The sequence below is a fragment of the Pseudonocardia sp. ICBG601 genome (genome assembly GCF_020496245.1).
In genome coordinates, this window is sequence record NZ_JAHLJA010000148.1 from 1,812,981 (window position 1) to 1,833,405 (window position 20,425).

At 76.2% G+C, this 20,425-nt stretch carries 17 protein-coding genes; 13 read left to right on the forward strand and 4 right to left on the reverse strand.

Annotation, left to right across the window (positions count from 1 at the left end; all coding sequences use genetic code 11):
- The first annotated feature begins 24 nt into the window (after positions 1-24).
- The 11 genes from KPL57_RS38060 to KPL57_RS38110 all read left to right on the forward strand — a co-directional run bounded on the left by KPL57_RS38060 (position 25) and on the right by KPL57_RS38110 (position 13,230).
- Positions 25-852: a TIGR02569 family protein gene (locus KPL57_RS38060; protein WP_226355349.1), complete on the forward strand. Its 828-nt coding sequence runs from the start codon at positions 25-27 to the stop codon at positions 850-852.
- A gap of 1 nt (position 853) precedes the next feature.
- Positions 854-1,663 (forward strand): NAD(P)-dependent oxidoreductase, encoded by an 810-nt coding sequence (locus tag KPL57_RS38065; RefSeq protein WP_226355350.1) that lies wholly within the window; start codon positions 854-856, stop codon positions 1,661-1,663.
- 131 nt (positions 1,664-1,794) lie between these two features.
- The gene (locus KPL57_RS38070; protein ID WP_226355351.1) at positions 1,795-3,168 is read left to right on the forward strand and encodes a NarK/NasA family nitrate transporter; all 1,374 of its coding nucleotides are present in this window, start codon (positions 1,795-1,797) and stop codon (positions 3,166-3,168) included.
- A gap of 3 nt (positions 3,169-3,171) precedes the next feature.
- On the forward strand, positions 3,172-5,325 hold the full coding sequence (locus tag KPL57_RS38075; RefSeq protein ID WP_226355352.1) for a molybdopterin oxidoreductase family protein: 2,154 nt from the start codon (positions 3,172-3,174) through the stop codon (positions 5,323-5,325).
- A gap of 184 nt (positions 5,326-5,509) precedes the next feature.
- Complete coding sequence (locus tag KPL57_RS38080; RefSeq protein ID WP_226355353.1) at positions 5,510-5,887, forward strand: hypothetical protein; 378 nt, start codon at positions 5,510-5,512, stop codon at positions 5,885-5,887.
- Between the two features lie 179 nt (positions 5,888-6,066).
- A complete protein-coding gene (locus KPL57_RS38085) occupies positions 6,067-7,506 on the forward strand; it encodes an FAD-dependent oxidoreductase (RefSeq protein ID WP_226355354.1) in 1,440 nt (479 codons plus the stop codon).
- Positions 7,507-7,517: 11 nt separating this feature from the next.
- Positions 7,518-10,061 (forward strand): nitrite reductase large subunit NirB, encoded by a 2,544-nt coding sequence (nirB, locus tag KPL57_RS38090; protein WP_226356652.1) that lies wholly within the window; start codon positions 7,518-7,520, stop codon positions 10,059-10,061.
- Entirely contained in the window at positions 10,058-10,444 is a 387-nt protein-coding gene (gene nirD, locus KPL57_RS38095; protein WP_226355355.1) for a nitrite reductase small subunit NirD, read from the forward strand. The genes nirB and nirD overlap by 4 nt, the downstream gene beginning before the upstream one ends.
- A 106-nt stretch (positions 10,445-10,550) precedes the next feature.
- Positions 10,551-11,741 (forward strand): uroporphyrinogen-III synthase, encoded by a 1,191-nt coding sequence (locus KPL57_RS38100; RefSeq protein WP_226355356.1) that lies wholly within the window; start codon positions 10,551-10,553, stop codon positions 11,739-11,741.
- Positions 11,738-12,445 (forward strand): sirohydrochlorin chelatase, encoded by a 708-nt coding sequence (locus KPL57_RS38105; RefSeq protein WP_226355357.1) that lies wholly within the window; start codon positions 11,738-11,740, stop codon positions 12,443-12,445. Before KPL57_RS38100 ends, KPL57_RS38105 begins: the two co-directional genes overlap by 4 nt.
- A gap of 2 nt (positions 12,446-12,447) precedes the next feature.
- Positions 12,448-13,230, forward strand: a complete 783-nt coding sequence (locus KPL57_RS38110) for a putative protein N(5)-glutamine methyltransferase (RefSeq protein ID WP_226355358.1) — start codon at positions 12,448-12,450, stop codon at positions 13,228-13,230.
- A gap of 62 nt (positions 13,231-13,292) precedes the next feature.
- On the opposite strand, the gene KPL57_RS38115 is transcribed toward KPL57_RS38110, so the two are convergent.
- Both KPL57_RS38115 and KPL57_RS38120 read right to left on the reverse strand, forming a co-directional pair.
- Positions 13,293-14,075 carry a DUF4190 domain-containing protein gene (locus KPL57_RS38115; RefSeq protein ID WP_226355359.1) on the reverse strand — a complete coding sequence of 261 codons (783 nt, stop codon included), beginning with the start codon at positions 14,073-14,075 and terminating at the stop codon, positions 13,293-13,295.
- 76 nt (positions 14,076-14,151) lie between these two features.
- Positions 14,152-15,105, reverse strand: coding sequence for a zinc-binding alcohol dehydrogenase family protein (locus tag KPL57_RS38120; RefSeq protein ID WP_226355360.1), 954 nt, complete (start codon positions 15,103-15,105; stop codon positions 14,152-14,154).
- Positions 15,106-15,186: 81 nt separating this feature from the next.
- Here KPL57_RS38120 and KPL57_RS38125 point away from each other — a divergent pair, with 81 nt between their 5' ends.
- On the forward strand, positions 15,187-15,816 hold the full coding sequence (locus tag KPL57_RS38125; protein WP_226355361.1) for a TetR/AcrR family transcriptional regulator C-terminal domain-containing protein: 630 nt from the start codon (positions 15,187-15,189) through the stop codon (positions 15,814-15,816).
- 6 nt (positions 15,817-15,822) lie between these two features.
- Here KPL57_RS38125 and KPL57_RS38130 read toward each other — a convergent pair whose 3' ends face one another.
- Positions 15,823-16,104 carry an MGMT family protein gene (locus KPL57_RS38130; RefSeq protein WP_226355362.1) on the reverse strand — a complete coding sequence of 94 codons (282 nt, stop codon included), beginning with the start codon at positions 16,102-16,104 and terminating at the stop codon, positions 15,823-15,825.
- 44 nt (positions 16,105-16,148) lie between these two features.
- Between KPL57_RS38130 and KPL57_RS38135 the strand changes: the two genes are divergently transcribed.
- Positions 16,149-19,640 carry an ATP-dependent DNA helicase gene (locus KPL57_RS38135; RefSeq protein ID WP_226355363.1) on the forward strand — a complete coding sequence of 1,164 codons (3,492 nt, stop codon included), beginning with the start codon at positions 16,149-16,151 and terminating at the stop codon, positions 19,638-19,640.
- A 106-nt stretch (positions 19,641-19,746) separates the two neighbouring features.
- Here the strand turns inward: KPL57_RS38135 and KPL57_RS38140 are convergent, their stop codons facing one another.
- A complete protein-coding gene (locus tag KPL57_RS38140) occupies positions 19,747-20,421 on the reverse strand; it encodes a phosphatase PAP2 family protein (protein ID WP_226355364.1) in 675 nt (224 codons plus the stop codon).
- Positions 20,422-20,425 lie beyond the last annotated feature (4 nt).

Below are 20,425 nucleotides of genomic sequence, written 5' to 3' on the forward strand. Positions count from 1 at the left end.
GGTGGCGCGGGTACCGTCCCCGCTGTGACCGCTGCCCGCACGCTCGCCACCGCGCCGGCCGCGAGCGTCCTGCCCGAGCACGTCCGCACCGCCTTCGGCGTGCGTGAGACGTCCCCCCGTCCCGTCGTGTGGGCGGGCCAGCGGGCCTGGCAGTGCGGCGACGTGCTGCTGCGGCCGGTGTCCGACCACGTCGTCGCTGCCTGGTCGGCGACGGTCCTGGAGAACCTCGAGGTCGACGGCGTCCGCCTCGCCCGCCCCGTCCGCAGCTCGGACGGCCGGTGGGTCGTGGGCGGCTGGGCCGCGTCCCGGCACGTGCCGGGCGTCCCCGAGCCGCGGCACGACGAGGTCGTCGCCGCGTCGCTGCGGCTGCACGCCGCCACCGCGACCGTGCTGCGCCCGCGCCTGCTCGACGACCGCGACGACCTGCTGTCCCGGTCCGCGGCCGCCGCGTTCGGCGAGCGCCGCCTGGACCTGCACCCCGAGACCGGCGGCCGGCTGTTCGCCGAGCTCGCCGCGCACCGCCGCACGATCCGGCTCACCCCGCAGGTCGTGCACGGCGAGCTGTTCGGCGCCATGCTGTTCGACCCGACGGGGCGGCCCGCCGTGCTCGACCTCGTGCCGTTCTGGCGGCCCGCGGAGTGGGCGGCGGCGGTCGTCGTCGTCGACGCGGTCGCCTGGGGCGGTGCCGACGAGGAGCTGATCGAGCGCTGGTCGGAGCTGCCCGAGTGGCCGCAGTCGCTGCTGCGCGCGGTCCTCTACCGGCTGGCCCTGCACGCCCAGCACCCGGACGCGACGACCGAGTCGCTCGCCGGGATCGAGCGGGTCGCGAGCCTGGTCAGCCGCCGGCTCTGACGTGGCCGCTCCCAGCACGCTGCTGCTCACCGGCGCCGCGGGGAACATGGGGACGCTGCTGCGGGGCCGGCTGGCCCGCGACGGCCGGACCCTGCGCCTGCTCGACACCGCGGAGCTGCAGGCCGGTCCCGGCGAGCAGGTCCGCACCGGCTCGGTGACCGACCCGGACGCGGTCGCCGCCGCGACGACCGGTGCCGACGCCGTCGTCCACCTCGCCGGGATCAGCGGTGAGGCGGGCTGGGACGACATCCTCGCCGTCAACGTCGAGGGGACCCGCACCGTGCTCGACGCGGCGGTCGCCGCCGGGGTGCGGACCGTCGTGCTCGCGTCCAGCAACCACGCCGTCGGCTTCCGGACCCGCGACGACGGCGTCCCGCTGCCCGCGGACGTGGGCCACGCCCCGGACACCTTCTACGGCTGGTCCAAGCACGCGATGGAGGGACTGGGCCGGCTCTACCACGAGCGGTTCGGCCTGACCGTGGTCTCCGCGCGGATCGGCAGCTGCTTCCCCCGGCCGTCGAACCCCCGGATGCTCGCGACCTGGCTGTCCCCGGACGACGCCGCCCGCCTGGTCGAGGCGGCCGTCGACCCGGGCACCCGCGGCCACCACGTCGTGTGGGGCGTGTCGGCCAACACCCGTCGCTGGTGGTCGCTGGAGGAGGGCGCCGCGATCGGCTACCACCCGCGCGACGACGCCGAGGTCTTCGCCGGGGAGCTCCTCGGCGGCACCGAGCCGGACCCGGCCGACCCGGTGCACCACCGGGTGGGCGGCGCGTTCTGCGACGCCCCGCTCGGCGTCCCGATGCGCTGAGGCGGCTCACAGCCGTCGCGACACCCGTGTGAGATAAGCGTTGCGGGGGTGTCACACGGGGCCACCCGTCGGAAACTGGGGCTCCCTAGCGTCGTCGACGACGTGACCGCCGGCGATCAGGAGACCGATCCGTGACCACCACCTCTGCCCCGGGGCGCCGCATCGGCGGCCGCTGGATCGACCACTGGGACCCCGAGGACGAGGGGTTCTGGCAGCGCACCGGCTCGGCGATCGCCCGTCGCAACCTGTGGCAGTCGATCTTCTCCGAGCACATCGGCTTCTCGATCTGGACCATCTGGTCGGTCCTGGTGCTGTTCATGGGGCCCGAGTACGGGTTCACCGCGGCGCAGAAGTTCTTCCTGGTCGCGGTACCCACGCTGGTCGGGTCGATCCTGCGGCTGCCCTACACCTTCGCCGTCGCCCGTTTCGGCGGCCGCAACTGGACGATCTTCGCGGCGTCGCTGCTGATCGTGCCCACGATCCTGGCGATGGTCGTGCTGGAGCCGGGGGTGTCGTACACGACGCTGCTGGTCGTCGCCGCGGTCGCCGGCGTCGGCGGCGGCAACTTCGCGTCGTCGATGGCGAACATCAACGCGTTCTTCCCGGAGAAGGAGAAGGGCTGGGCGCTGGGGCTCAACGCCGGCGGCGGCAACCTCGGCGTGCCGGTCGCGCAGCTGCTCGGCCTGCTCGTCATCGCCACCCTCGGCGCGGGCTCCCCGCGGGTGCTGCTGGCGGTCTACCTGCCGTTCATCGTGATCTCGGCGTTCCTGGCCTGGAAGCGGATGGACAACATCGCCGCGATGTCCAACGACACCGGCGCCTTCACCGAGGCCTGCCGCGACCGCCAGACCTGGATCATGTCGTTCCTCTACATCGGGACGTTCGGGTCGTTCATCGGCTACTCGTTCGCCTTCGGCCTGGTCCTGCAGAACCAGTTCGAGCGGACCCCGCTGCAGGCCGCCGCGGTCACCTTCATCGGCCCGCTCATCGGGTCGCTGATCCGCCCCTACGGCGGCAAGCTCGCCGACCGGTTCGGCGGCGCGGTGGTCACCCTGTGGAACTTCGTCGGCATGGCGGTCGCCACGCTGGTGATCATCTTCGCCTCGGGGATCGGGTCGCTGACGCTGTTCACGATCGGCTTCATCGCCCTGTTCACGCTGTCCGGCGTCGGCAACGGGTCGACCTACAAGATGATCCCGGCGATCTTCACCGGGCGGGCGCGCGTCGCGATCGCCGGGGGCGCGGACCGCGGGACCTCGTTCGACACCGCGCGACGGCTGTCCGGTGCCGTCATCGGCATCGCCGGTGCGGTCGGCGCGCTGGGCGGGCTGTTCATCAACCTCGCCTTCCGCCAGTCGTTCATGACGGTGCAGTCCGGCACGCCCGCGTTCTGGAGCTTCCTGGCCTTCTACGTCCTCTGCATCGGTGTCACCTGGGCCGTGTACCTGCGGCCGCGCCCGGCACTGGTCGGGAGCACCGAGGCCGCCGCGATGGCCCGGGTCTGAGCCGTGGGTCCGGACGACCGGACCGCCACCCACTGCCCGTACTGCGCCCTGCAGTGCGGGCAGTGGGTCGGCCCGTCCGGCGAGGTCGACGCCCGTGACTTCCCGACCAACGCCGGGGGCATGTGCCAGAAGGGCTGGACCTCGGGCGCTCTGCTCACCTATCCGCAACGGCTGACGTCGCCGCTGGTCAGGACCTCGCGGACGGCCGGTTTCGTCGAGACCGGCTGGGACGACGCGCTCACCGGCGTCGCCGCTCGGCTCGCCGCGCTGCGCGCCGAGCACGGCCCGGACTCGGTCGCGGTGTTCGGCGCGGGCGGGCTGACCAACGAGAAGGCCTACCTGCTCGGCAAGTTCGCCCGGGTCGCGCTGGGCACCAGCCAGATCGACTACAACGGACGGTTCTGCATGTCCTCGGCCGCCGCCGCGGGCAACCGGGCCTTCGGGGTCGACCGCGGGCTGCCGTTCCCCGTCACCGACCTCGACGACGCCGAGCTGGTCGTGCTCGCCGGCGCGAACGTCGCCGAGACCATGCCGCCCCTGATGTCGCACCTGAGCGGGGCGCGCCTGGTCGTCGTCGACCCGCGGCGCACCCCGACCGCGGAGCGCGCGCTCGCCTCCGGCGGGCTGCACCTGGCGCCGCGCCCGGGCACCGACCTGGTCCTGGCGCTGGGGATGCTGCACGCCGCCGTCGTCGACGGGCACCTCGACCTGTCCTACGTGGACGACCGGACGACCGGTTTCGACGACGTCTGGGCGATCGCCTCGCAGTGGTGGCCCGAGCGCGCGGAGCGGGTCTGCGGGGTCGCCGCCACCGACATGCGCACCGTCGTGCGGTGGCTCGCGGAGTCCGCGCGGCGCTACGTGCTCACCGCGCGCGGCGCCGAGCAGCACGCGCACGGCGTCGACTCCGTCGCCGCGTGGATCAACCTGTCGCTGGCGCTCGGCCTGCCCGGCCGCCCCGGCTCCGGGTTCGGGACGATCACCGGGCAGGGCAACGGCCAGGGCGGGCGCGAGCACGGACAGAAGTCCGACCAGCTCCCCGGCTACCGGCACATCAGCGACCCGGCCGCCCGCGCACACGTCGCACGGGTGTGGGGGGTGCCGGAGCCCTCGATCCCCGGGCCCGGCCGCAGCGCCGTCGAGCTCCTCGACGCCCTCGGCCGCCCCGGCGGACCGAAGGCGCTGCTGGTGTTCGGCTCGAACGTGCTCGTCTCCGCGCCCGACGCCCGCGCCGTCGCCGAGCGGCTGGACGCGCTGGACCTGCTCGTCGTCGCCGACGTGCTGCCCGGCGAGACCGCGCTGCGCGCCGACGTCCTGCTCCCCGTCGCCCAGTGGGCCGAGGAGGAGGGGACCATGACCAACCTGGAGGGACGGGTGCTGCGCCGCCGCCGCGCGCTCGCCCCGCCGCCCGGGGTGCGCACCGACCTCGAGGTGATCGCCGGGCTGGCCGCCGCCCTCGACGCGCCGGGGGAGTTCCCCGGCGACCCGCGGACCGTGTTCGACGAGCTGCGCCGCGCCTCGGCCGGCGGCATCGCCGACTACGCCGGCGTGTCCTACGCCCGGCTCGACGCGGGCGAGGCGCTGCACTGGCCGGTCCCCGCCGACGACCACCCCGGGACCCCGCGGCTGTTCACCGAGCGCTTCGGCCACCCCGACGGACGCGCCCGGATGCTGCCGGTCGACCACGTCGAGCCGGACGAGGGCACGGGCGGCGACTTCCCTCTGACCGTGACGACCGGGCGGGTGCTGGTGCACTACCAATCCGGCGCGCAGACCCGGCGGGTCGCCGAGCTGGCGGAGGTCGCGCCCGAGGTGTTCGTCGAGGTGCACCCGGACACCGCCGCCCGGCACGGTCTCGCCGACGGCGACCTGGCCGACGTCGTGTCCCGGCGCGGGACGACGACGGCGCGCGTCCGCTGCGTCGCCTCGCTGCGGCCGGACACGGTGTTCCTGCCCTTCCACTTCGGCGGGGCGGGGGCGGCGAACAACGTCACCAACCCGGCCCTGGACCCGGTGAGCCGGATGCCGGAGTTCAAGGTGGCCGCGGTGCGGCTGGAACCCGCCTCGACGGAACGGGGCAGATCCGCCGGCCCCGGAGCCGGGACCGGCACCGCCGCCGAGCTGAGTCCCACCGGCGCGGGCCGGTCCGCGCGCTGATCCGCTGCCCGCGCGCGTCCGGACACGCGCGAGCCGCGGATCACCGCGCGCTCTGCGGATCACCGCGCGCTCGGCGGATCATGACGCGGGCGGTGGGCGCCGCGCCCGCTGCCGGGGGGAGCCGCCCGGGCGTGCACCGGAAATCGCGTAGCTGTCGTGCGTTGTCAGGGATACCCTGACAGACATGTCCGCATCCGAGCACCGCACCCTCGTCGACCACGCCCTCGTCGTCGACGTCACCGAGGCGGCCCGGGCCGTCACCGCGGCGGCGGTCGCCGAGCTGGACCGCCGCGCCGACGCCGTCGCCGGTGTCCCGCCGCTGCCCGGCACGCCGGAGTGGGAGGCCGAGCAGGGCACCGACGGCCCGGCCCGTCGTGAGACCGCCTGGCAGCTGGCCGCGTTCCGGATCGCCCTGGCCGCCGGGCTCGACCCGCTGCCGCAGCTGGTCGGGCTCCGCCGCATCGGGGTCAGCTGGGAGACGGTCGGCCGCGCCGCCGGGATCACCCGCCAGTCCGCGCACGAGCGGTGGTCGGCCCGGGTCGCCGCCGTCCTCGACCGCTGAGCGCAGCACCCCGCACGCGGGCGCAGGCGCACCTCGCATGCCCTGCAGAGGCTGCGAGGTGGGCGGAACCGCTGCGAGGTCCCGGCTCACGGACGGCGCCCGCCGAGAATGAGGACCTCGTAACGCCCGTGCAATGGCCGGCGTTCTGCCCGTAACCCCCCGTTCCTACCGTCGGTGTCATGAGCAGGCGCGTGGTGGTGATCGGGCACGGCATGGTCGGTGCCCGTTTCGTGGAGGAGGCCCGCCGGCGCGACCCGGACGGCGAGCGGGTGACGCTCACCGTCCTCGGCGCGGAGCCCCGCCCCGCGTACAACCGGGTGCTGCTGTCCACCGTGCTCGCCGGCGGGCTGCGGCCCGCCATGGTCGCGCTGCCCGTCGTCGACGGCATCGTCCTGCACACCGGCGTCGCGGCGACGGCGCTCGACCGGACCGCGCGCGTCGTCCACGCCGACGACGGCACCGTCCACCCCTACGACGAGCTGGTCCTCGCCACCGGCTGCCGCGCCTGGCTCCCGCCGGTCGACGGTCTCGCCGACCCCGGCGCCCCGGAGGTCCCGGCCCGCGGCGTGAGCCTGTTCCGCGACCTCGACGACTGCGAGCGCATCCTCGACGCGGCCGTGCCGGGCGCGCGGATCGCCGTCGTCGGGGGCGGGCTGCTCGGGGTCGAGGCCGCCCGCGGGCTCGCCGGACGCGGCGTCGCCGTCACCCTCGTGCACCCGCGCACCCACCTGATGGAGCGCCAGCTCGACGCGGGCGCCGGCGACGTGCTCGCGACCGCGCTGCGCGGGCTCGGGGTCGACGTCCGCTGCGGTGTCGGCGCCAAGGCCTGGGACCCCGAGACCGGCCTGGACTGCGACGACGGCTCCCGGATCGCCGCGGACCACGTCGTCGTCGCCGCCGGGGTGCGTGCGAACACCGGGCTGGCCGCCGACGCCGGGCTCGCGGTCGACCGGGGGATCCTCGTCGACGACCGCCTCGCCACCGACGACGGCCGGGTGCACGCCCTCGGCGACTGCGCGCAGCACTCCGGCGCCCCGGGCGGGCTCGTGCAGTCCGGCTGGGAGCAGGCCGCCGTCCTCGCCGACCTGCTGACCGGCACCGACCCGGCCGCGCGCTACCGCGGCACCCGCCCGGTCACCCGGCTCAAGGCCCGCGGCATCGACCTCGCCGCCCTCGGCGACCCCACTGCGGGCGACGAGGAGCTGAGTGTCTCCGACCCCCGGCGCGGCCGCTACGGCGTGCTCGCGCTGCGCGACGACCGCGTCGTCGGGGCCGTCCTCATGGGACTGCCCGACGCCGCCGCCATGATCACCGGGCTCTACGACTCCGGCGCCCCCGCTCCCGAGGACCGGCTCGCGCTGCTGCTCGGCCGGGCCCTGCCCGGCGAGACGTCGCCCGCCACCGACCCGGGCCGGATGCCGGGCGCTGCCGTGGTCTGCCGCTGCAACAGCGTCACCAAGAACGCGCTGGTCACCGCGTGGCGCGCGGGTGCCCACGACGTCGACGCGCTGTCGCGGCGCACCCGGGCCGCCACCGGCTGCGGGAGCTGCCGCGACGTCGTCTGCGGGATCCGGGACTGGCTGGCCGACATCGACCCGCCGCAGGAGAGCGCGGCATGAAGGAGCAGAGCATGAGCCGTCTGGTCGTCGTCGGGAACGGCATGGTGGGCCACCGCCTGGTCGCCGCCGTGCGGGACCGGGACACGGCGGGGGACTGGGAGATCACCGTCCTCGGCGAGGAGCCCCGCCGCGCCTACGACCGGGTCGCCCTGTCCTCCTATGTGGACGGCACGTCGGAGGAGGAGCTGCGCCTCGACGACGACGACCTGCGCGGCGACCCGCTCGTCACCTACCACCTCGGCGACGCCGTGGCGTCGATCGACCGCGACGCCCGCCGCGTCACCACCGCGTCCGGCCGCACCCTGACCTACGACGCGCTGGTGCTCGCCACCGGCTCGTACCCGTTCGTCCCGCCGGTCCCCGGCAAGGACCTGCCCGGCTGCTTCGTCTACCGCACCCTCGACGACCTGGACGCGATCAAGGCCGCCGCCGCGGCCGCCGCGGACGACCCGGCGCGCAAGGGACGGCCGTCGGCGATCGTCGTCGGCGGCGGGCTGCTCGGCCTGGAGGCGGCCCGGGCGATGCGGCTGCTCGGGCTGTCCCCGCAGGTCGTCGAGATCGCACCACGGCTCATGCCGGTCCAGGTCGACGAGGGCGGCGGCGCCCTGCTCGAACGTCTCGTCACCGGCCAGGGCATCGCCGTCCGCACGGGGGTGTCGCTGTCCGGCGTGTCCACCGACCGCGGCCGGCTGGTCGGGACGCTGTCCGACGGCGTCGAGCTCGACGCCGACCTCGTCGTGTTCTCCGCCGGCATCCGTGCCTCCGACCGGCTCGCCCGCGACTGCGGCCTGCCCGTCGGCGAGCGCGGCGGGGTGTGGGTCGACGACCGCTGCCGCACCTCCGACGACGCCGTCTGGGCGATCGGCGAGTGCGCCGCCCTGGAGGGCCGCACCTACGGCCTGGTCGCGCCGGGCTACGCGATGGCCGAGGTCGTCGCGGACCGGCTGCTCGGCGGGCAGGCCCGGATGACGCCCGAGGAGCTGGACATGTCCACCCGGCTCAAGCTGCTGGGCGTCGACGTGGCCAGCTTCGGCGACGCCCACGCGACCACCGAGGGCGCGCTGGAGATCGTCGTCAACGACCCGGTGGAGGGCACCTACTCCAAGCTGGTCGTCTCCGACGACGCGTCGACGCTGCTCGGCGGGGTCCTGGTCGGCGACGCCTCGCGCTACGGCTCGCTCCGCCCGCTGGTCGGGGCCCGGCTGCCCGCCGACCCGGTCACCCTGATCTCGAAGGGCGGGGCCGAACCGGACGCGTCCGCGCTGCCGGACTCCGCGCAGATCTGCTCGTGCAACGCCGTCACCAAGGGTGCGTTGTGCGCGGCCGTCGCCGACGGCGCGCACACCGTGCCGGAGCTGAAGGCCTGCACCCGCGCCGGGACGACCTGCGGCTCGTGCGTCCCGGCGCTCGCCCGGATCCTGGCCCAGCAGGGCGTCGAGGTCTCGAAGGCCCTGTGCGAGCACTTCGACCACTCCCGCGCCGAGCTCTTCGAGATCGTCGCCGGGGCGGGCATCACCTCGTTCTCCGCGCTGATCTCCCGGCACGGCCGCGGGTCGGGCTGCGACATCTGCAAGCCGGTCGTCGGGTCGATCCTCGCGACGCTCTACAACGAGCACGTCCTCGACGGCGAGCGCGCGACCCTGCAGGACACCAACGACCACTTCCTCGCGAACATGCAGCGCAACGGCACCTACTCGGTGGTGCCGCGGATCGCCGGTGGCGAGGTGACCCCCGAGGGCCTGATCGTCATCGGCGAGGTCGCCCGCGACTACGGGCTCTACACCAAGATCACCGGCGGGCAGCGGATCGACATGTTCGGCGCCCGCGTCGAGGACCTGCCGGCGATCTGGCGACGCCTGGTCGACGCCGGGTTCGAGTCCGGGCACGCCTACGGCAAGTCGCTGCGCACCGTGAAGTCCTGCGTCGGCACGACCTGGTGCCGCTACGGCGTGCAGGACTCGGTCGGCCTCGCCGTCGAGCTGGAGCTGCGCTACCGCGGGCTGCGCAGCCCGCACAAGCTCAAGTCCGGCGTCTCCGGCTGCGCACGCGAGTGCGCCGAGGCCCGCTCCAAGGACTTCGGCGTGATCGCCACCGAGCACGGCTGGAACCTCTACGTCGGCGGCAACGGCGGCTTCACCCCGCGCCACGCCGAGCTGCTCGTGTCCGACGTGGACACCGCGACGCTGGTCCGGACGATCGACCGGTTCCTGATGTTCTACGTCCGCACCGCCGAGCGGCTGCAGCGCACCGCGCCGTGGATCGAGGCGATGGAGGGCGGGCTGGACCACCTGCGCGACGTGATCGTCGAGGACTCGCTCGGTATCTGCGGCGAGCTCGACGCCGCGATGGCCCGCCACGTCGACTCCTACGCCGACGAGTGGGCCGGCGTCCTGGCCGACCCGCAGAAGCTGGAGCGGTTCGTCTCCTTCGTCAACGCGCCCGACACCCCCGACCCCACCGTCCGGTTCGTCGAGGAGCGGGGACAGAACGTCCCGGCCCCCGGCCGTCCCGACGAGCCCGTCCTGATCGGCCTCCCGGAGGTGTCCTCGCGATGACCACCACGACCACCACGGCCGCCGTCCCCGCCCCGGCCGGGACCGAGCCCACCGGCTGGCTCACCGTCTGCCCGGTGGACCGGCTGCTGCCCGGCCGGGGGGCCGCCGCACTCGTCGGCGACACCCAGGTCGCGTTGTTCCGTCTCGCCGACGGCTCGGTGTACGCCCTGGGCAACATCGACCCGTTCACCGGGGCCGCGGTCGTCTCGCGCGGCATTGTCGGCGACCGCGACGGCGAACCGACCGTCGCCTCGCCGCTGTACAAGCAGGTCTTCGCCCTGCGTGACGGCCGCTGCCTCGACGGCGCCGACGGCGAGGCTGTGAGCCTGCCCGCGTTCGCGGTGCGGGCCATGGGCGACGCGCTGCAGGTCGGGCTACGGTGAACGGGCCTTCCCGCACCGTCGTGCCCACCACCACCCGCGACGCTCCCGGCGACCTCCGCGCGTCCTCCGCGCCGGCCGGCCGGGGTATCGGAGGAACGGAGAACCGGTGACCCGATCCGCCGCACGAGACATCGCCGCCGCGCCCGACGCGGCCGCGGTGCCACCGCTGGCCGGGTTCACCGTCGGCATCACCGCCGCCCGGCGCGCCGAGGAGCTCGCCACGATGCTGGAGCGCCGCGGCGCGAGCATCCAGCACGGGCCCGCGCTGCGCATCGTGGCCCTCGCCGACGACGCCGACCTCGAGAACCGCACCCGCGAGCTCGTCGCCGCACCACCGGACATCACCGTCGCGACCACCGGGATCGGCTACCGCGGCTGGATCGAGGCCGCCGACGGCTGGGGGCTGGGCGAGGACCTGCTCGCCGCGCTCGGCCGCTCGGAGATGCTCGCCCGCGGCCCCAAGGCGCGCGGCGCGATCCGCGCGTCGGGCCTGGTCGACGCCTGGTCCCCGGAGTCGGAGTCCACCGCCGAGGTGCTGGAGCACCTGCTCGACCGCGGCGTCGAGGGCACCCGGATCGCGGTGCAGCTGCACGGCGAGCCGCTGCCCGACGTCGTCGACGCCCTGGAGATGGCGGGCGCCGAGGTCGTCACGGTGCCGGTCTACCGGTGGGCGCCGCCGCTGGACCTCGGCCCGCTGGACCGGCTGATCGACACCACCCTGGCCGGCGGGATCGACGTCCTGGCGTTCACCAGCGCCCCCGCCGCGGCCGGGATCCTCGCCCGCGCCGGGGAACGCGGTCTGCGCGAGGACCTGCTCACCGCGCTGCGCGGCCCCGTGCTGGCGCTGTGCGTCGGCCCGGTCACCGCGGCACCGCTGGAGGCGCTCGACGTGCCGACCGTGCAGCCGCAGCGCTCCCGGCTCGGCGCGATGGTGCGGACCTGCGAGTCCGTCGCCCCGGCCCGGGCCCGCAGGCTCCCGGTCGGCGGCCACCAGCTGGAGCTGCGCGGACACGCGGTGCTCGTCGACGGCACGCTGTGCCCGCTCCCGCCGACGCCCATGGCGCTGCTGCGGCTGCTCGCCAAGCGTCCCGGCCGGGTCGTGTCCCGCGCCGAGCTGCTCGCCGCGCAGCCCGGTGGGGCGGGCGACGAGCACGCCGTCGAGAACGCGATCGGCCGGCTCCGCGCGGCACTCGGCGTCCCCGGCCTGGTGCAGACCGTGGTGCGCCGCGGCTACCGGCTCGCACTCGAACCCGAGCACGGCGCGCACTGCGCCGAGGACCCGGAGGTGACCCGGTGACCGGGCTCCCGCTGCTCCTCGTCGCGCACGGGTCGCGCTCCGACGCCGCCGACGCGGTGATCCGGTCGCTGGCCGCGGCCGTCGCCGCACGCGGCCCGCAGGTCGAGGTCTGCTACGTCGACGTCCGCGGCCCCAAGGTCGTCGACGCCGTGATCGGGCTGCAGGACCGCGGCCACGACGGCGCCGTCGTCGTCCCCGCGTTCCTCGCCGCCGGCTACCACGTGCGCACCGACCTGCCCGCCCAGCTCGCCGAGGTCGGCGCCGACCCGGCCCGGTTCCCGGTCACCCGCTCCATGGGTCCCGACCCGCTGCTCGCCGCCGCGGCCCTGGACCGGCTGCGCACGGCCGGCTACCGCGACGGCGACGCCGTCGTCCTCGCCGCCGCCGGCTCGTCGGACCCGTCCGCGGTCGCCCAGGTGCACGCGAGCGCCGGGATGCTCGCCCGCCGGGTCGGCCGTCCGGTCCCGGTCGGGTTCGCCGCCACCGGCAGCCCGTCGGTGACCGAGCTGGTCGCCCGGCTGCACGACGCCGGGGAGCAGCGGGTCGCGGTCGCGTCCTGGCTGCTGGCCCCCGGGGTCTTCCAGACGCGGCTGCTCGGGTCGGGGGCCGACGTCGTCGCCGACCCGCTGGGCGTGCACGACGACGTGGTGACCGCCGTCCTCAAGCGCTACGCCGCCGGGGCCGCCGCAGTGCTCGCCGCCTGACCGTGCCGCGGCCCGACCCGGACCTGGTCGCCCGGCTGCGGGCGGCGGGCTGCGTGTTCGCCGAGGACGAGGCCGCGCTGCTCGCGGCCGCGGCCGACGGGCCGGAGCTGGAGACGCTGGTCCGGCGCCGCGTCGCCGGGGAGCCGCTCGAGCACGTCCTCGGCCGGGTGGACTTCAACGGGCTGACCGTGCGGGTCACCCCGGGGGTGTTCGTGCCGCGCCGTCGCAGCGAGGCGCTGGTGCAGGCGGCCGTCGCCGCGCTGCCGGGTTCCGCGCATCCCGGGCGCCCGCTCGTGGTCGACCTCTGCTGCGGCTGCGGGGCGCTCGGGCTCGCCGTCGCGCGACGGGCCGCCGTCGAGCTTCACGCCGCCGACGCCGACCCGGTCGCCACCGCCTGTGCCGCGCAGAACCTGGCCGGGGTGGGGACGGTGCACACCGGGGACCTGTTCACCGCGCTGCCCACCGGGCTGCGGGGACGCGTCGACGTGCTCGTCGCGAACACCCCCTACGTGCCCAGCGGCGCGATCGGCTCGATGCCCCCGGAGGCCCGCGACCACGAGCCCCGCACCGCGCTCGACGGCGGCCGCGACGGCCTCGACCCGGCCCGCCGGGTGGCCGCGGGGGCGGGGGAGTGGCTCGCGCCGGGCGGGGCGCTGCTGATCGAGACGGGCACGGCCCAGGCTCCGGTGCTGGCGCAGGTGTTCGGCGGGCACGGCCTCGTCGCGCGCATCGGGCACGACCAGGACCGCGACGCGACCTGGGTGCAGGGCCGCGTCACGGTCTGACCGGGGGCTTCGTGTCCCGCTTTGCTCTGCTCACCGATACGCAGCAGAGCCCGCCGCCCTGCTCAGCCGGCCCAGCGCAGCTCCTCGCCACCGAACAGGCCGCCCTCGTAGATGATCGTCCAGTCCCCGGCCGGGTCGGTCTTCGCGTCGAAGCAGACCTGGCCCTGCGCGGTGCCGCCGGGGGCGAGCTCACCGGAGCTCAGGTCGTTGCCCCCTCCGATGCTGATCCGGCGGATCGCGCCGTTCGGGTCCTGGAGCTTCCAGTCCCAGATGTTGAAGCTCTCGGTGTCGTCACTGCCGTTGCGGTAGGTCACGTCCGTGCACTTGTGCGGCCCGCCGAAGCCGGACCGGTCCCGCAGCGCCGAGGCCGTGACCTGCAGCCCGTCCCTCGTGCTGAGGGTCGCCCCGGCCGCCCCGCTCGTCGGTCGTGCGGGAGCGGCCGGTGCCGAGGTCCGGTCCGCCTGCTCGATGACGGTGTCCGCGGACGACGAGGCGCCCGAGGCCGTCACGGTGCCCGTCGACGAGCCGGAGACGGCCGAGGCGAACGCGACCGTGTAGATCAGGCAGAACACGAGCCCGAACGCGGAGAGCACGGTGCCCGCGATCGCGACGCCCTTGTTGTCCGCCCGCCCGGCCTGCGCCCGCAGCACACCCGCGATCCCGAGCGCCAGCCCGATGAGCACCATCGGCCAGGCGATCACACCGACGATCGGGATCAGCGAGAACAACGCGCCGAGGATCCCGAGGACCAGCGCCGCGGTGCCCATCCCGTTGCGCGGCGGCTGCGGCGGCGGCCATCCGGGCTGGTGGGGGCCAGGGGGACAGGGCGACTGCGGGTACGTCATGGTCATCTCGTCGTACCGGACAAGTGGAAGGTTGCGGACATCCGGCGACGATCGTCAATCCTGATGACGGCGACCGTCAGGACGTCGTGACCACCAGGCGTCCGGGAGCGTCCGCGGTCCAGGCCCGCTCCACGTCGCCCAGCTCCGCCACTCGCAGCGGGATCCGGAGCCCCTCGGCCGCGACGGCGTCGAGCAGGCGCGGCAGCTCCGCAAACAGCAGCGCGGGGTCGATGCTGCCCCCGCCGCTGCCGGACACGTCGATCCGGCGGGCACGCAGGATCGCCGCGTCGAGGGCGACGGTCCGGCCCGCGAGCGCCCCGATCTGCACGTAGTGCACCGGTCGGCCGCCGTGCCGGAGGCTGCCCGACCGCAGCGCCTCGAAGGTCGCCCCGGCGACCGGTCCCCACAGGTAGTCGAGGACGACGTCGGGACCGCCGTCGAGCACGGCCGCGAGGGCGGCGGTCGTCGCGGCGGGGTCGTCGGAGAGTCGGACGGGGAGGACCCGGTCGTCGTCGGCGACCTGCTCCAGCGCGGCGGGGTTGCGCCCCGCGGCGATCACCCGGCCCGCGCCGTGGTGCAGCGCGATCCGCACGGCGAGCCCGCCGGAGGCGCCCGTCGCGCCGAGGACGAGGACCGTGCCACCCGGCGGGACGCCCCGGTCGACCAGCGGCATCCACGACGACATCGCCGGGTTCACCACCGCCGCGGCCAGCTCGGTCGGCAGCGCGTCCGGCACCGGCACCGCCCACCCCGCCGGGACCACGGTGCGCTCGGCGATCGTCCCGTAGGGGGTGGGGCAGCCGCCGGTGTAGATCCGGCGGCCGTCGAGCTCGGCGATCCCGTCCACCCCCGCGACGAACGGCAGCGTGTCCCCGGCGGAGTAGTGGGTGCCCGCGGCGACGGACCGCACGAGCTGGTGCACCCCGGCGGCGAGCATCCGGACCTCGACGGTGCCGTCACCGGCCACGGGATCGGGGAAGTCGGCGCAGGCAGGCGGCGCGCCGAAGGTCGAGACGACGGCTGCCTTCATGAGGACACCTCCGTTGAACAGTGTTCAAATCCGATGTCGCCTACACTCCTCTGAACACTGTTCAACGTCAAGGGGGGCGGCGTGGCTCTGGACCGCGACGCGATCGTCGACGCCGCGTTCGACCTGCTCGCCGAGGGAGGCCTCGACGCGATCACCGCCCGCGCGCTCGCGACCCGGCTCGGCGTGCGTGCCGGGGCGCTCTACTACCACCTGCCGGACATGGCGGCCCTGCGCGACGAGATGGCGACGCGCATCGTGCGGCGGATGCTGGAACGGGTGGGCGAGGCCGCCGGACTGGGCTGGGTGGACCTGCTGCGGTCGGCGGCGACCACGAGCCGGGACACGCTCCTCGGCCACCGGGACGGCGCCCTGCTCGTGGCCGGCACCTACCTGCTCGACGACGCGGCCCTGCGCTCGCTGGAGGTGCCGCTGGCCGCTCTCGTCGCACAGGGGTTCACCCCGCTCGACGCGCAACGGGCGCTGACGACGGTGAACGCGTTCGTCGTCGGGCACGTCATCGAGGAGCAGCAGCGACACGACCCGGTCCGGGGTGCGGCCTACACCGCCGAACGGCGCCGGGCCCGGCTCGACCCCGACGCCCAGCCGCTGACCCACGCGCTGAGCGACGAGGTCGCCGCGCTGCCGGTCGAGACCTTCACCTGGGGGGTGGAGGCGATCGTCGCCGGGATCGGGGCGCGCCGGCGGGCCTGAACCGGCTCAGCGCCTGCGGTGCTCGCGGGGCAGCCGGCCGTCGACCATCAGGATCCCCTCGGCCCGCAGCCGGGCCGCCTGCTCGGCGGCGATGTGCGGGGCCGAGCGCCCGTCCGCGCGCAGCACCCGGTGCCACGGCAGGTCGTGGCCGTCCTCGGCGAGGATCCGGCCGACCAGGCGCGCCGAGCGGATCCCGGCCAGCTCGGCCACCTCGCCGTAGCTGAGGGTCTGCCCGGGCGGGATCGACCGGACGACCTCACGCACCCGCTCCAGGGTCTCCTCGTCCACGCCTGCAGTCTGACGTTGTCGGTGCCCCGTGGTCTCATCGCCCCATGAGCCGAACAGCCACCGAGCAGGCGTCGCCGCGCCTGGTGCGTGCGGACCCCCGGCCCGCTCCCGTGCGGGAGTGGTCCGGTGCCGCCGCGCGGGTGCTCGCGCACGAGCGCGGTGCGCTGCGGGTGCTGGGCGGGCCGGGCACGGGCAAGACGAGCCTGCTGCTCGACGCGGTGGTCCGCCGGATCCGGGCCGGGGAGCCGCCGGGGTCGGCGCTGCTGCTGGTGGGCAGCCGCCGGGCCGCGGAGGAGCTGCGCGGCCGGCTCACGTCGCTGCTGACCGCGGGCGGGGGTGAGCTCGCCGGGGACTTCGGTGTCCGCACCACCCGCGAGCTGCTGGTGCGGACGGTGCACTCCTACGCGTTCGGGGTGCTGCGGCTGCACGCGGCGCGCTACGAGGACCCGCCGCCGCGGCTGCTGGCCTCGGCCGAGCAGGACGTGGTGGTCCGCGAGCTGCTCGCCGGGGAGATCGACGGCTGGGGCGGCACCGTCCCCGGCTCGGGCTGGCCGGAACGGCTCGACCCGGCCCTCGGGCTGCCCGGGTTCGCCGCGGAGCTGCGGGAGCTGCTGCTGCGGGCGGCCGAGCGCGGGCTGGGGCCACGCGAGCTGGCCGAGCTGGGGCGCGAGCACGGGCGCGAGGAGTGGGTCGCGGCGGCCCGGTTCTTCCGCACCTACGAGGAGGTCACGCTGCTCCGCGGGGCAGCGGGGCGGGGTGCGCCACAGGCGACGGCCCCGGCGCTGGACTCGGCCGAGCTCGTCGCCGCCGCGCTGGACACCCTGGCCGCGGACCCGGACCTGCGGGAGCAGGAGCGGCGCCGGGTCCGGCACCTCCTGGTGGACGACGCGCAGGACCTCGACCCGCAGCAGATGGAGCTGGTCGCGGCGCTGGCCGAGCACGCCGGGTCCACGCTGCTCGCGGGCGACCCCGACCAGGCGGTCCTGACCTTCCGTGGCGCGGACCCGCAGGGCCTGACCGTGCTCGACGCGCCCACCGAGGTCCTCACCGTCGACCACCGCCAGCGGCCCGGGGTGCGGGCGGCGGGCCTGCGGGTGGCGGAGAAGCTGCCCGGCTCCGGGGTGACCCGGACCCGGCGCGGCCCGGAGCAGGACGACCCGGCCCCCGAGGTCCCGGAGGGGGCCGGGGTGGGCGAGGCGCTGCAGGTCCGGGTGTTCGGGTCGCCGTCCGCGGAGGCCGGCTGGATCGCCGACCGGCTGCGGCGCGCACACCTCGTCGACGGGGTGCCGTGGTCGGACATGGCGGTGCTGTCCCGGTCCGCGCGGCGCACCCTGCCCGCGCTGCGCCGGGCGCTGGCCGCCGCCGGGGTCCCGCTGGCCGCACCACCGGACGAGGTGCCGCTGCCGCGCCAGCCCGCCGTCGTGCCGCTGCTGCTGGTGCTGCGCGCGGCGTGGCGGCCGTCCGCGGTCGACGCCGACCTCGCGACCTCCCTGCTCACCTCACCGCTGGGCGGTGGCGACCCGATGCGGATGCGTCGGCTGCGTCGCGGCCTGCTGCGGATGCACGCCGCCGCGGGGCACGACGTGCGGACCTTCGCCGACGACGAGCGCGTCGAGGCGGGCGAGGTCGACCCGGCCGCGGCGAGCAGCGACCCGTTGCTGGTCGGGATGCTGCGCGACGCCGTCGCGGGCCGGCCCGACCCGCTGCCGATGCTCTCGCCCGCCGAGGCCGCCCCGATGCGCGACGTGGGCCGCCTCCTCGACACCGCCGCCCGCTCGATCGGCGCGGGTGAGCAGGTCGAGGAGACGTTGTGGAAGGTGTGGCGGCGCACCGGCCTGGCGAAGCGCTGGAGCGAGGCCAGCGCCCGCGGCGGCCCCGGCGGCGCGGCCGCCGACCGGGACCTCGACGCGGTCCTGGCCCTGTTCGACGCGGCCGCCCGCTACACCGACCGGCTGCCCGGCGCCGACGTCGGCGGGTTCCTGGAGTACCTGCTCGACCAGCAGCTGCCGGGGGAGACCCTGGCCCCGCAGGCGCCCCGGGGCGGCGCGGTCGAGCTGCTCACCGCACACGGCGCCCGCGGCCGGGAGTGGACGGTCGTCGCGGTGCCCGGGGTGCAGGAGGGGCTGTGGCCCGACGTACGGCTGCGCGGCAGCCTGCTCGGCCACGAACGGCTCGTCGACCTCGTCGGCGGGGTCGCCGCCCCCGACGACGCGGTCTCCCGCACGGCGCCACTGCTCGCCGAGGAGCGGCGGCTGTTCTACGTCGCCTGCACCCGAGCCCGGACGACGCTGCTGGTCAGCGCCGTGCAGGGGGAGGACGAGCAGCCCTCCCGGTTCCTCGACGAGCTCGACCCCCGCCCCGCCGACGCCGCCGAGGCCCGCCCGATGCACCGGCCCGAGCGCTCCCTGGTGATGGCCGAGCTGGTCGGGGAGCTGCGGCGCGCCGTCACCGAGCCCGACCACGGCGACCCGGCACGCGCCGCACGTCGTCACCGGGCGGCGACCCAGCTGGCCCGGCTCGCCGCGGACGGCGTCCCCGGTGCCCACCCCGACGACTGGTACGGCGTCGCGGACCTGTCCGACGGCGCCCCGCTGCGCGCCGAGGGCGAGCTCGTCCCGATCTCGCCCTCCGACGTCGAGACGATCGCCGGCTGCCCGCTGCGCTGGGTGCTGTCCCGGCACGGCGGCGACGAGACCGGCGCGCTGGCGGCGGTCACCGGGTCCCTGGTGCACGCGCTGGTCCAGGCCCGCGCCGCCGGGGCCGACCCGGTGGAGCTGGAGGAGGCGCTGCGCTCGGCGTGGCGGCGGCTGGACTCCGGGGCGCCGTGGTTCGGGCGCCGCGAGCTGGTCCGGGTGCGCGAGATGCTCGCCGCCTTCGACGACTGGGTCCGCCGCAGCCGTACCGAGGGGCTGGAGCTGGTGGCCGTCGAGCAGCCGGTGCAGCTGGACCTGGACGGCGAGGACGACAGCGAGGGCGACGACCCGGGCCTGCCTCCCGGCGGCATCGGTGCGGGCGACGACGACCCGGCGGGGGCCGCGCTCCTGCCGGTCGACACCGACGGCGACGGCGCCGGGGGGCGCGGCGGCGGGGCCGCGCGGGCGGCCCGGCGGGTCCGGCTCCGCGGCCGGGTCGACCGGCTCGAACGCGACGACCAGGGGCGCCCGGTCGTCGTCGACGTCAAGACCGGGAAGACGGCCACCTCGGCCCGGGCCACCGCCGAGCACCACCAGCTGGCCGTCTACCAGCTCGCGGCCTCGCTCGGCGCGTTCGACCAGCTCGTCGGGGGTGGGGTGGAGCCGGGCGGTGCGCGGCTGCTGTTCCTGGCCGACCGCAAGGCCAACGGGGAGGCGAAGGAGCCGCAGCAGGCGGCGCTGCGCCCGGAGGAGATGGGGCACTGGCGCGACGTGCTGATGACCTGCGCCGAGGACTCGGCGGGGGCGGTGTTCGTCGCACGCGCCGGGCCGGACTGCGACCGGTGCCCGGTCCGCACCAGCTGCCCCGCGGTCGAGACCGGCCGGACGGTGGTGGACGGGTGAGCGGGTCCGGCCGCGTACCGGCACGGGCCACGCACCCGGCCTTGCCGGGCCCGCGGTCGGGTCGTGCAGCCGGCCCGGGCTCCACACCTGTGGGGCCGGACCCCGGTCAGGTCGTGCGGACGGGCCGGACCCGGCGGTCGGCGACCCGGTCGATGACCAGCGCCGCGCCCAGCCCGAGCGCGACGGCGGCGCAGAACCCGCCGACGGTGTCGGTGGCGTAGTGCGCCCCGATCCGCACCATGCCGGCGCCGACGGTGCCGCCGGCCAGCAGCGCCGTCGCGGCCAGGGTGGCGACGGCGGGCCCGGTGCGGGCCACCGGCAGCAGCCCCACCAGCAGCAGTGCGACGAGGAGCCCGATCGACACCGCGCCGCCGGTGTGGCCGGAGGGGAAGGCGTAGCCGTCCGCGGTGGCGGTGCCGATGGTCCGGCCGATCAGCGGCTTGAGCACCGTCGTCGCGACGCCGGTCAGGCCGGGGCCGACGACGGCCAGCACGGCCAGGCGCCGTCGTCGCAGGTACAGGGCCAGCCCGGCGACCAGCAGCGCGCACAGCACGACCGTCGGCGGGGACCCGAAGGTCACCGCATCGGCGAGCAGGGAGCCCGAGCGGTGCCCCAGCGCGTCCACCGCGGTGTCGGCGCCCCGGTCGATCCGCCCGGCGGTCGCATCGCCGCGGTAGGCCCAGGCCAGGACCGCGAAGACGGCGACGGCCGCCGCCACGATCAGTGGCGCCGGCCGTCGCAACGGTCCCAGCAGCGACGGGTCGTCGGGGGTGGGGCGCACCCGG

What these genes read in the sequence shown, in the direction of transcription:
- nirD (WP_226355355.1), top strand. Translation starts at nt 10,058, where the DNA reads ATGACCACCACGACCACCACGGCCGCCGTCCCCGCCCCGGCCGGGACC.
- KPL57_RS38085 (WP_226355354.1), top strand. Translation starts at nt 6,067, where the DNA reads ATGAGCAGGCGCGTGGTGGTGATCGGGCACGGCATGGTCGGTGCCCGT.
- KPL57_RS38115 (WP_226355359.1), bottom strand. Translation starts at nt 14,075, where the DNA reads ATGACGTACCCGCAGTCGCCCTGTCCCCCTGGCCCCCACCAGCCCGGA.
- nirB (WP_226356652.1), top strand. Translation starts at nt 7,518, where the DNA reads ATGAGCCGTCTGGTCGTCGTCGGGAACGGCATGGTGGGCCACCGCCTG.
- KPL57_RS38120 (WP_226355360.1), bottom strand. Translation starts at nt 15,105, where the DNA reads ATGAAGGCAGCCGTCGTCTCGACCTTCGGCGCGCCGCCTGCCTGCGCC.
- KPL57_RS38135 (WP_226355363.1), top strand. Translation starts at nt 16,149, where the DNA reads ATGAGCCGAACAGCCACCGAGCAGGCGTCGCCGCGCCTGGTGCGTGCG.
- KPL57_RS38080 (WP_226355353.1), top strand. Translation starts at nt 5,510, where the DNA reads ATGTCCGCATCCGAGCACCGCACCCTCGTCGACCACGCCCTCGTCGTC.